This window comes from Gilliamella sp. A7 (assembly GCF_002142015.1).
GTDB classification, from domain to species: domain Bacteria; phylum Pseudomonadota; class Gammaproteobacteria; order Enterobacterales; family Orbaceae; genus Gilliamella; species Gilliamella apis_A.
Genome location: NZ_NASN01000065.1, coordinates 1 through 11,894 on the forward strand (window position 1 = coordinate 1; position 11,894 = coordinate 11,894).

Annotated in this window: 8 protein-coding genes; 6 read left to right on the plus strand and 2 right to left on the minus strand. The window is 33.0% G+C overall.

Features of this window, described 5'->3' with window-relative positions:
- Positions 1 to 156: 156 nt before the first annotated feature.
- Genes B6D18_RS11345 through B6D18_RS11365 form a run of 5 tightly spaced genes read left to right on the plus strand, consistent with a single transcriptional unit; the run spans position 157 to position 5,200 of the window.
- Entirely contained in the window at positions 157 to 1,332 is a 1,176-nt protein-coding gene (locus B6D18_RS11345) for a pyridoxal phosphate-dependent aminotransferase (protein ID WP_086364545.1), read from the plus strand.
- Positions 1,317 to 2,135 (plus strand): MetQ/NlpA family ABC transporter substrate-binding protein, encoded by an 819-nt coding sequence (locus B6D18_RS11350; protein WP_086364546.1) that lies wholly within the window; start codon positions 1,317 to 1,319, stop codon positions 2,133 to 2,135. Before B6D18_RS11345 ends, B6D18_RS11350 begins: the two co-directional genes overlap by 16 nt.
- Before the next feature lie 2 nt (positions 2,136 to 2,137).
- Positions 2,138 to 3,157 carry a methionine ABC transporter ATP-binding protein gene (locus B6D18_RS11355; protein ID WP_086364547.1) on the plus strand — a complete coding sequence of 340 codons (1,020 nt, stop codon included), beginning with the start codon at positions 2,138 to 2,140 and terminating at the stop codon, positions 3,155 to 3,157.
- Complete coding sequence (locus B6D18_RS11360; RefSeq protein ID WP_363317440.1) at positions 3,157 to 3,828, plus strand: methionine ABC transporter permease; 672 nt, start codon at positions 3,157 to 3,159, stop codon at positions 3,826 to 3,828. Before B6D18_RS11355 ends, B6D18_RS11360 begins: the two co-directional genes overlap by 1 nt.
- Positions 3,829 to 3,841: 13 nt before the next feature.
- Positions 3,842 to 5,200, plus strand: coding sequence for an FAD-binding oxidoreductase (locus B6D18_RS11365; protein WP_086364548.1), 1,359 nt, complete (start codon positions 3,842 to 3,844; stop codon positions 5,198 to 5,200).
- A gap of 481 nt (positions 5,201 to 5,681) precedes the next feature.
- On the opposite strand, the gene B6D18_RS11370 is transcribed toward B6D18_RS11365, so the two are convergent.
- Both B6D18_RS11370 and B6D18_RS11375 read right to left on the minus strand, forming a co-directional pair.
- The gene (locus tag B6D18_RS11370; RefSeq protein WP_086364549.1) at positions 5,682 to 7,595 is read right to left on the minus strand and encodes a hypothetical protein; all 1,914 of its coding nucleotides are present in this window, start codon (positions 7,593 to 7,595) and stop codon (positions 5,682 to 5,684) included.
- Positions 7,596 to 8,571: 976 nt separating this feature from the next.
- Positions 8,572 to 10,413, minus strand: coding sequence for a hypothetical protein (locus tag B6D18_RS11375; protein ID WP_086364550.1), 1,842 nt, complete (start codon positions 10,411 to 10,413; stop codon positions 8,572 to 8,574).
- A 384-nt stretch (positions 10,414 to 10,797) separates the two neighbouring features.
- Between B6D18_RS11375 and B6D18_RS11380 the strand changes: the two genes are divergently transcribed.
- A complete protein-coding gene (locus B6D18_RS11380) occupies positions 10,798 to 11,886 on the plus strand; it encodes a hypothetical protein (protein ID WP_144063989.1) in 1,089 nt (362 codons plus the stop codon).
- Positions 11,887 to 11,894 lie beyond the last annotated feature (8 nt).

Here is an 11,894-nt window from a genome sequence, read left to right on the forward strand (position 1 = left end):
AAAAGTGCACTCCTCAAAATTTTTTGAATAACTAATATCAACTATTAACTTTGTTATAAGAAAAAAATATAACTATATATAAATATATTATTTAACAGCTAAATTAAGTTTTTATATTATAATCATTTGCTTCATAATTTTAATAAATAAAAAACAATGCATAAATTAGCCAATCGACTCGATCACTTTTCTGATTCGGTTATCCGTCGGATGACTCGGATCGCTAATCAATATCAAGCAATCAATTTATCTCAGGGGTTTCCTGATTTTGACCCACCTAAACCTTTAATTGATGCATTAAAACAAGCTGCGGATGATGGTCCTCATCAATATGAAATTACGTGGGGTTCAGCTGAATTTCGACGTTTATTAGCTAAAAAACAACAAAAATTAATGAATATTGATATCAATCCTGATGAAAATGTGCTGGTAACATGTGGTAGTACCGAAGCAATGATGTGTGCGGTGATGACGGTCTGTAATCCGAAAGATAAAGTGATTATCTTTTCACCTTTTTACGAAAACTACGGGGCAGACGCGATTCTATCCGATGCTACCCCAATTTATGTACCGCTAATTCCACCAACATTCGAATTTGATAAGCAACAACTACGACAAGCTTTTGAACAAGGAGCTAAAGCTTTAATTTTATGTAATCCTAGCAATCCTTGTGGCAAGGTATTTTCCAAAACAGAACTTGACTATATAAGCCAACTAGCTATTGAGTTTGATGCTTACATTATTACCGATGAAGTTTACGAGCATATGGTTTACGCACCACATCAACATCTCTATTTAGCTAGTTTTCCCAATATGAAAGAGCGAACAATTTGCTGTAGCTCACTATCGAAAACCTATTCGATAACTGGTTGGCGACTTGGATATATTATTGCTGATAAGAAAATTATTGATGGTTGTAAGATGATTCATGATTTTCTTACAGTTGGTGCAGCAGCACCATTACAAAAAGCAGCTTGTGCAGGATTAGCCTTAGATGACGATTATTACCAACAGTTAACCCAAACCTATACTGATAAACGTCGTTTATTTTTAAGTGGATTAGATGACATAGGACTTACATATTATGAACCTCAAGGTGCTTATTATGTCTTAGTTGATATTTCAGAGATTAATCCTTTTAATACTGATTTTGAATTTTGTGAATGGTTAATCAGAGAGGTGGGTGTAGCTGCCGTACCAGGCTCCGCCTTTTTTAAGCACCCTGAATATCGCTATATTCGCTTCCATTTTGCAAAACAAGAACCAACGCTAATTGCAGCTTTAGAAAGATTATCCAAACTAAAGGAAAAATTATCATGTTTAAAAAAATAATTGTGGCTAGTTTAGCTATTTTATCGTCTCTAATTGTCTTAACTGGTTGTGACAATGCTAAGAAAGAAAATCAAATTACGGTAGGTGTTGCCGCTGGGCCATATGGAGATATGTTTAAACAAGCTATCGCACCAGGTTTAGAAAAGAAGGGTTATCAAGTTGAGATTCGTGAATTTAGCGATTATGTTCAACCAAACTTAGCACTAGCCAATAAAGAGATCGATGTTAATTTGTTTCAACATTTAACTTACCTTAATAACTTTAAACAAGCGCGCAATTTAGATATCACTGCTGTTGGCTTTGTACCAACTGCTGGTGCTGGAATTTATTCAAGTAAAATTACTGATTTTTCACAGTTAAAACAAGGTGATCAAGTCACTATAGCTAACGACGTGACTAATGAAGCTCGTGCATTACGTATTTTAGAAGCCGCTGGATTAATTAAGCTCGATCCAAATGTGGATAAAAATAATCTCACCCCTAATAACGTAATCGAAAATCGTTATGGTTTAAATATTGTACCCATTGAAGCACCACAAACACCACGTTCTTTAGATAGCGCTGTATTATCAGTAGTTAATGGCAATTATGCGATTGGTGCAGGGTTAGATCTTTCAAAAGCGCTTTATCAAGAAGTATTAGATAAAGATCTCAAAAATGTTATTGCGATTCGCAGTGAATCTAAAGATAAATTAGGCAAAGACATTATCGACGTACTTAAATCACCAGAATTTGCTCAAGTGATTAATGATAAAAATGGTATTTTCTATACCTTCCAAAAACCAGATTATCAGTTATTTTAATTATGCAAACTAGCCCATTAATTCAGGTAAAAGATGTTTCGGTACAATTCGAAGCAAATCAGCAAGTGATTGAAGCTGTAAAAAAGGTCTCGTTTGATGTTAATCAAGGCGAGATCTTCGGTATTATAGGATCGAGCGGCGCAGGCAAAAGTACATTAGTAAGAACGCTTAATCGGCTTGCAGATCCCTCTTCTGGACAAATCATTATCAATGGTGTTGACATAAAAACCTTGCGCGGTCGTCAACTGCAAGCATTTCGTTTTCAAGTTGGGATGATTTTTCAAAACTTTAATTTGGCGTCATCGAAAACTGTCTATGAAAATATTGCATTTGTGCTTAAAGCTGCCGGAAAAAAAGGTGATGCAGTAAAAAATAGAGTCACTGAATTACTTAATTTAGTTGGGTTAAGCGATAAGGCTAATGCCTACCCTGCCGAACTCAGTGGTGGGCAAAAACAACGAGTTGGCATTGCTAGAGCGCTTGCCAATGATGCAAAAATTCTATTATGTGACGAAGCGACGAGTGCATTAGATCCAACTACCACTAGTGCAATACTTGATTTATTAAAAGAGCTCAATCAAAAATTTGCATTGACCATAGTACTCATTACTCATGAAATTGATGTGGTTAAAAAGATCTGTCATCGAGTTGCGGTAATGTCACAAGGCGAAATAGTGGAAATGAACACTACATTTAACCTTTTTGCCGGCCCTAAACAACGCTTCACGCAAGAATTTCTCAATATTGATGAAAACACACATTTACCAGATATCATCAAACAAAATGCCAAAGGTAAATTAGTGCGTTTGCGTTATATTAACGAAAATACCACCCAACCAATACTATATCAATCAGCAATTGAAACTCAGGTGGCATTCAATATTTTGCATGGTTTTATAGAGTATTTTGATAATCAAGCGTTAGGGAATTTGGTGATCGAAATTATTGGGGAACCAGATAATATTCAAAATTTGATAACAAAATTAGCACAGCAAGAAGTTATTATTGAGGAAATAAATTAATGATAAAGCTCACCATTGCCGAAATGGCGCAAATGTTATGGCAAGCAGCTTACGAAACATTTATCATGGTAAGTTGGTCATTGTTAGCCGGTTTGGTATTCGGCACACTCATAGGTTTATTGCTGTTTTTAATGTCAAATCAGTTCTTCTTCAAAAACAGAATTATTAATAGTATCGCTAATTTTATCATCAATGCCACTCGTTCAATTCCTTTTTTGATTTTAATGGTTACAGTACTACCTTTGGGTGCGTTACTAGTCGGTACGACTGTAGGCCCCAAAGCGGTAATTTTCCCTCTTTCACTTGCAGCTATCGCATTTTATGCTAGGTTAGCTGAAAATGCATTTAGTCAAATAGATAAAGGGGTGATAGAAGCAGCGGTAGCAAGTGGTGCATCGCATATCCGCATTATATTCGGTATTTTATTTCCAGAAGCGATGGCACAATTGATTCGACACGCAACGGTTACCACCATTTCGCTTATTAGTTTTAGCTCTATGGCTGGGGTTGTTGGAGGTGGTGGTATTGGTGATTTAGCCATTCGTTATGGGTATCAACGCTATGTAACCGAAATCCTCATTTTATGTATTATTATTCTTATTTTTATTGTGATGGTGATTCAATACCTTGGTGACAAGTTAGCCAACCACTTCGATAAAAGTTATAAATAGTCGGTAATTCAGCATGAACAAACTCACAGAAATTATTACAGATCCTAAACGTATCATTGCAAAAAATGCGATCCCACAATCACATTTAACTGATGGTTTAAAATTAAAATATGGCTATGCCGATATATTAGTCTACCCCAAAACCACAGCAGAAGTAGCTGCAATTGTTAAATACGCTAATAACAACAATCTTAATATTACCACCCGTGGTGCTGGTACTAACTTAGTCGGCTCGACTATTCCTAATGGCGGTATTATTCTTGATTTATCCTTAATGAATCATATTGTGGAATTAGACAAGCAAACCTTCACCGTTACTGTGCAATCGGGTATTTTACTGCAAGACCTGCAACAGTTTGTTGAACAACATGACCTTTTTTATCCGCCAGATCCGGGCGCTAAAAATGCTACTGTTGGCGGAAATATTAGTACTAATGCTGGTGGTATGCGGGCGGTAAAATATGGTGTGACTCGAGATTATGTGCAAGCAATTGAAGTTGTAATGGCTGATGGTAGTGTGTTAAATATTGGTAGTAAAAATGTTAAAGACAACACAGGACTAGCCTTAAAACACCTCTTTATTGGCAGTGAAGGTACCTTAGGTATCATCACACAATGTACTTTAAAACTGATAGCCAAACCAAAAGTATCACAAACCTTTATTGTTGGTTTTAACACTATTGAACAAGCTATCAATAGTATTACCACCGTGTTACACACCCTTACACCTACTGCATTGGAGTTTGTTGAACGTAAAGTCGCACAGTGGGGTGAACAGTACTCAGGCTTTAAATTCCCACTACCAAATAGCCAAGCTTATCTAATTATTATGCTTGATGGTTCCGATCTACAAACCATTGAACAACAACGCAAACAGCTGCTAGCAAATTTAGGCGGGTGTGACTATTTTGTTGCCCAAGATAGCAATCAAACCAGTCAAATCTGGACGATTCGTGGTTCGCTAGTACGTGCAGTAGAAGCAATCACCGAACAAGACCCAATCGATATTGTGGTACCAATAAATCGCATTAGCGATTTTATCAATTTCACCAAACAGCTAGAAGCACAAACTCAAATGCGCATGTTAGCCTTTGGTCATGCTGGTGATGGGAACATTCATCTATGCATTTTGCGTGATAATCGTGATGACAAACAATGGCAATTTGATCTGCAAAATGTTCACCAAGCGCTTTATCAAAAATGTCTTGAATTGGGCGGATTGCCTTCAGCAGAACATGGCATCGGAACGGCGAAAGTAAGTTATTACAATGCTGCAATTCCTGAAGCAAATCGCCAATTAATGCGTACCATTAAACAACAGTTTGATCCTAAAAACTTACTGAATAATCAGGTTTATATGACTGTAGTTTAAGTTTACTAATATTAATATTCTGACAATTTATATTAGATGTAATGATCTAAAGCAGAGTTAAAACGCTTTATAACCGTTTTAATTATTTCATAGACAAATTTGAGAACAGGGGTTTTTAAATACTAAAAATCCCTTTTAATTAATGATTAAAAAGACTAAGTAACTATTCACTAATAAACTACTTATCTTTTATATAAAAATTTGATATTTAACCTATTACCTTTTGCTGATAGTAATTTTTTATATAATCATTAAACATACATCTACTTTCTTGGTTATTAGATATTTATCTATCCAACACCAAAACTTTGACAAAAATTAATTCTTTTTTTGTTGATCAGAGTGGAACCGATTAGGGTGCATTATGTTTTTATCATAAAAATAATTAGAAATAATTCTATTTGATTGAATACTTGAAAGGATAAATTTGTTGCCAGTTTGATCACTGGCAACAGTGGTGAGTAATTACTGATGAAGTGCTTTACGGGCTAACACAAGCTGCTCGATACTGATAGTCATAAGAATCATAAATCATAGGTTCACCTACATTCATAGGATTAATTAATGGTTTTGCTTCATCCTCAGACTCTGTAACATTTTTAGCCAAATTGTCAGTCCAATATGCATATGAATCCCAATCACTACCAGGATAACCACTGCAATGGTATTGATCACTACCTACAGCATTCCAATCATTAACTAAACATCCCCATTCATTATTTATACCACCGACCCAATTACCAGCTGAGAGGTAGCTTAACTGACGACGATACGCTTTAGAACTTCTACCAGCAATACCGCTGTTCCAGCCATAACGATATCGATTAGCATTAGTAAAATCATTAACATTTGCCAAACGATAATTAGCACCTAAACTTGAGCAATAAGCACGAGCTTTTGCTTGATAAGACTGCGCATCGCTCTTTGACCATTCTCTTGCATCACCTTCACCATAATTAACTTTAGGTTGCGGAATATACCAACGCATTATCTTAAATTCATATAATGTGTGTGTCTCAGCACTATCGGTATAGAGTTTAAAAGTAGCGGGATTAAACGTTTTAGTGTTAGAACCACTATGTGGTCCGGATAATGTAACCTTTAATGCTGGTTCACTATTCCAATAAGGAATAGGTGCAGGTAATCTTGCATCATGCCTCCACTTTGGAGTAGATTCAACAGATAGTGATAACTTCACTCTACCACCTTCTTTAGCGTTTATCGTACTACCATTGGCGGCTAACATCTCCTCTGGTGTTGCTCCTTTAAGTAATAAATAAAAATATAAGCCATTCGAACCAGTACTTGGGAAGTTATTATTATAGACTGAATTTTCGCCTTCATATTCACCACTACTATGCGCATTTCTTACTTTAAAACCTTTACTTGGAAAACCTCTATATTCATTATCTGACAGCTTGGCTGAATCCCAAAGAGGACCATCATAATCTACACTGATCATATTGTTGCCATAAGAAGCGTTGTCATAAAGTAAATTCGGCTGAGCAAAACAGACTGTTGGTAACATTTTAGCACTGATGTAGTAAGTATGACTTCTTTGAGTAAAAATATTGTTATTAGGTTTACCGTGTTCAGTTTTTAATTCGCCATTACTAGTACTTATCGTTAAGCGATATGGGCTATCACATAAACTAATCATTTCTCTCGGGTTATTTTTTACTGTCGAAGTAATATCAATATATGCATTTTGAGCATTAATATCGGTCACTTTCGGATTCCGTGCCTCCCATTTCAAACTAATATTACCGGTACCTGTTGCAGTAACATTACCATTCTCATCAAAACCATCACCATCATCATCAGCATAAAAGTTAAACGGCGAGCCTAGTAAATCAGAAATTTTCACTTGCGGATAATTAGGATTTCCTTGTTCAGTGAATGGAATAATGGTTCTAATCCTTGTAAAAGACTGTTTTGAATGCGGTAAATATATTGGATTAGTTATACTGGAAACATCATTACTTGGAGTGATAACTTTGCCATTAGAAAGAGTAATACTCAATAGTGAATCACTATTATCAGCTTTAATACTACCGTTACCTAAATTTAAATAGGGTTTAGAACCTTGTATACTTTCAGCTGTACTGACATTCAAAGCATAGACTGAGTTAACTGTGATAATCATAGAAAATAGAATGATTTTTTGTATCTTGTTGATTAACCTTACCACTATATTAGGATTGAAAATTAACAATAAAAGGCGCAAATAGCGGCTAGATAATAATTTATCTACAGCTAAATTGCCTGGTAGTAAATGTTTAAATACTGAAAATATAGAACGCTTTTCAATGACAAATTTAGAATAAATTTCCAATAATAGTATTGAAAATAATTTCAAGTTATGGCTATTTTTTAAATAATTATATTTAAACATACTACGAATCCCATTTATTCACGCTTCATTGTTTTATTGTTATGAAATTACTTTTCTGATAAAAGTATAATCAAAGCAAATCGAATTATCCGTTTCGCCTTATATTGAATCTAGTAATATATGCATAAATTAATTTATGCTTACTAATTTTACAGAAAGACTGTTATTGATTTTTATCAATAGTGATACAAACTTTATAGTACAAAAGTTGATCGAAAACACACTTGCACTGATCATTTTAGATAATTACAGTTTTAAAATTAAATGATCACAATTCAATGAATTATCTTTCTTAGTATTGCTATGTGGGGAAGTGGTTCACTCTAAGAATAAAAACAATTTTCAATTAAATAATTTAAATATATTTTGCGATTAATTCCGTAAATAATTTCAAGTTATATTTACCTTCCAACTGACTGCAGCTTGACTATTCTCCAAGCGATTTGAAATTTATCTTATTGTTTTATATTAGAATAAAAACATATTTTTGATTAAAGAAGTATAATAAAAATAGATTATTTTATCAAATAGTAATTGGAGTTAATTTGTCAAGATATGTAAAGGATACTAATATTAATGAGTATTGTTATATCTAACTGTTCAAATATATGTTAATTATCTTGATAATGTTTGTTGATAATACGTTTAAAAAAACCTTTTCCTCAAATTTTTTACATTATCTACTAATAGGAGTTTTCTTAATTAATATAATGAAATTTATTACATTATTATGGATATTTTAAATAAAAAGTTAAACATAAATGGCCTATTAACTACAATGCTATTGAGAATATTGTTTGATAGATGATTATCAAGGTATTTAAAATTGATAGCAGTACAGTTGATGCAATAATTAATAGATTATAATCTATACAAATTTTCAAATTTTGTAGCACTTCGTGCTACAAGATTCATATTCTTTTTCACATTTACCTTTATATCAAAATTTATTTCTCTATAACAAAAAGAGTTTAATCTATGGTGTTACACAAGCAGCACGAGGATAGTGATTCACATATTCCAATAGAGGAACTCTTGGCTCGCCAACATTACTGGCGAGCATTATTGGCGAACCATGATGAAAAGAATAACGATAATCAACAACATTTGTACTCCAGTATAAATAACCATCCCAATCACCCTCTGGATAACCACTGCATCTGTATGCACCAGACATAACTTTATTCACTAAGCAACCCCATTCATTAGCAATTCCACCTTGCCATTTTGTTGCCTTTTCTCGGTAGCTTAATTGTCGACGAAAAACTTCCCAGACATCAGGATCACCGCCATCCCAAATCAAATCCCAATTAGGATAATCAGATTCATCGACGGAATTAGCATTAGTGAAATCATTCGTATCTGGCAATCTATAACCATTACCTAAATTAGTACAATACGCTTTCGCTTGAGCCTGATAAGATAACGCCTCACTCTTTGACCAATACCTTATGTCCCCTTTATTGCCATAAGCCACATTAGGTTGTGCAATATACCAACGCATCAATCTAAATTCATACAATAATTGACTCTTACTACGATCAGCATATATCTTAAAGGTCACTGGTCTAAAACTTTTGTTATTAGAATTATATCTTGGCCCAATTAATTGAACTTTTAATGCTGGCTCTATAAGTCCATACTTTGGCTCATCATTAAGACGATTATCGCCCCACCATTGTTCAGTCACTCCCGAGCTTAGCTTTAAACTTACATTACCGCCTTCTACTGCTGTTATTTTACTTCCATTGGCTATTAATACAGCATCAGGGGTGATACCTTTTAATAATAAATAAAAATATAATCCATGAGCCCCTGTACTTGGAAAATTATTTTTATAAACGGAATCTTTACCATCATAATTACCACTATTACTCGCATGAATTACTTTAAAACCTCTACTTGGATAACCTCTATATGTAGTTTTATCTTTACCGGATTGAGCTGTATCCCATAAAGGACCATCAAAGTTATGTTCAACAAATCCATTACGCACATATGATTTATTGTCAAAAACTAAATTTGGCTGCGCATAACATACAATTGGCGCGACTTTAGGCATAATATAATAACTATGACTACCACCAACAAAACTACTCTTATTCGGTTGACCATAAATACTGTTTAACTCGCCATTACTTGCTGTTATTGTTAACTTATATGGCGCATCACAAGTTGAAAAAGGATTCTTAGGATTTTTTTTAACAATATCTGTTATATCAATGCCATTAATATTTTCCCATTTAATACTAATATTTCCGCTTGCAGTGGCAATGACACCTTCTGTGCTGTTTTGGTAACCATCACCATCATCATCACCAAAATAGTTATACGGTGCTTTCAGTAAATCTGTCATATTTACTATAGGATAATTACTATTACCCGCTGTTGGTAACGGAACGATGGTTTGAATACTTGCATAAGTATCTTCTTGATGCGGTAATTCAATTGGATTTGTTAGACTTGATTCATCATTTAACGCATTGATGACTTTTCCATCGGATAAAGTTATACCCAATAAACTTTCTGTACTATCCGCTTTAGTGATACCTCCATCATAGGTGAGATAAGGAGCACTACCATGAATTTCATTAGCGGTAGTTATATTTAAACCATGTGCTGAATTAACGAGTATCGTTAATAAACTTGTTATAGCTAATATGGAGAATAATATTGGTTTTAAACACAGAAAGTGAGAGGGTAAATGTAAATTAACTGAATATGTTTTAACGGTAAGATTTTCTTTAAAAGAAGGCAATAAGTGTTGAATTGCAAATAGACGTGGCTGGTAGGCTTTTAAATAATTGTATTTTAACATTTTTCAGTCCCTTGCTATGACATAGTATTGTTTTAATTCAACAAAATCACTTTCATTTGATTAAAAAGTATAAAGAAAATCATCTGTTTATTCAAACTTTGACCCGCTAATTTTTGTCAAGATATGTAAAGTAAAATTCTGATTATGTACTTTTGTACTATTTAGAATGATCAATTTTGCTAAAATGACTATTGAATCTCCTTTTAAAATATTTTGTGTTATGTAGTGACTATTAAGTTGATAACAGTAATAATAATTCAATGGATATAAAGTAAACTGACTGCTTATTAGAATAGATACAAAACTAAGAATTTTGATAATTGAAAAATTCTTTTCTTAAATTTTGCTAGATCATAAAAGCAATCGTTTTGAATGATTATTAATATGAAAAATATATTGTTTTTAATTTGTCTTTGTATTTCGTTCTCAGGTAGATGTGCAATTTATACATTTACTGACAATAGTTCCAATAAAGATATTACTTTATATTTCAATAGTAGCATTACTTCGTTACATTTCTTAATTGATAAGCGTAATCCTCACCAACTTTGGCACCCTTTAGTACTAGATCAAAGTTCATTTAATGTAGATAACAAAAGTGTCGTTTTTTACAATACAAATTTTTCAAATACTAATGATAACCAACGCTCTTATATTAAATTAGATAATATTAAATTTGATCAAACTGATGAATATGGCTATAAATACATAATTTTAAATAACGAGTTAACTGGAGTTTGGTTTGATGAACATCAACAACGCTTAAAGCCAATCAAATTGCAAAGAAGTTTTTTCATCAATGAAGAAGATATTAGCAGTGAATTTAATAATATTGAATTATTACAATATGCTAGTTTAGAAAATATCTACTTTACCGCTGTATTACGAAAACAAAAAAATGAAAAGACTAAGTTATATGGAATCAATATTTATGAGCAAGCATCTAATAAATTATTACAAAAAATCGAAAATTTGAATTATAGCTACAATTCAATTTATAGTATTCATCTACAAGATATTAATTTTGATGGCGTTGCAGATTTAGCAATTGAACGCTACAAATCAGGTGCTAGACAAGGTTTCAATTATGATTATTATATCAAACATCATAATAAATTTATCGCAACTCATCTTTGGGGCAGTAATATAATCTTTAATCCAAAAGATAGATCGGCCGAAGGTCGTAAAGACTGTTACGATTTTGATGACCAAAACCTCAGAATCTTAACCAAAATAACTGCGATTTACGATTATCATAATTATCGATATATAAATAAAAGAAATAGCTGCCATTATTATAATTTCGATAGTAAGCAAAATCGTCAATGCACTGATTTAGAATATAATAATTGTTTACTTAATCGTAATAATATTCATACTGAAAATCCTAGTGTAATAGGTGAAGATAATATTCTTTATAATGATAAAGTATGGTACAAAGGTAGGTTAATACCTGGTTATATATACGATTAAATACTATC

Bases quoted from the DNA above. Each gene is read 5' to 3' on its own strand.
- B6D18_RS11345 (WP_086364545.1), top strand. From the start codon at position 157: ATGCATAAATTAGCCAATCGACTCGATCACTTTTCTGATTCGGTTATC.
- B6D18_RS11350 (WP_086364546.1), top strand. From the start codon at position 1,317: ATGTTTAAAAAAATAATTGTGGCTAGTTTAGCTATTTTATCGTCTCTA.
- B6D18_RS11355 (WP_086364547.1), top strand. From the start codon at position 2,138: ATGCAAACTAGCCCATTAATTCAGGTAAAAGATGTTTCGGTACAATTC.
- B6D18_RS11360 (WP_363317440.1), top strand. From the start codon at position 3,157: ATGATAAAGCTCACCATTGCCGAAATGGCGCAAATGTTATGGCAAGCA.
- B6D18_RS11365 (WP_086364548.1), top strand. From the start codon at position 3,842: ATGAACAAACTCACAGAAATTATTACAGATCCTAAACGTATCATTGCA.
- B6D18_RS11370 (WP_086364549.1), bottom strand. From the start codon at position 7,595: ATGTTTAAATATAATTATTTAAAAAATAGCCATAACTTGAAATTATTT.
- B6D18_RS11375 (WP_086364550.1), bottom strand. From the start codon at position 10,413: ATGTTAAAATACAATTATTTAAAAGCCTACCAGCCACGTCTATTTGCA.
- B6D18_RS11380 (WP_144063989.1), top strand. From the start codon at position 10,798: ATGAAAAATATATTGTTTTTAATTTGTCTTTGTATTTCGTTCTCAGGT.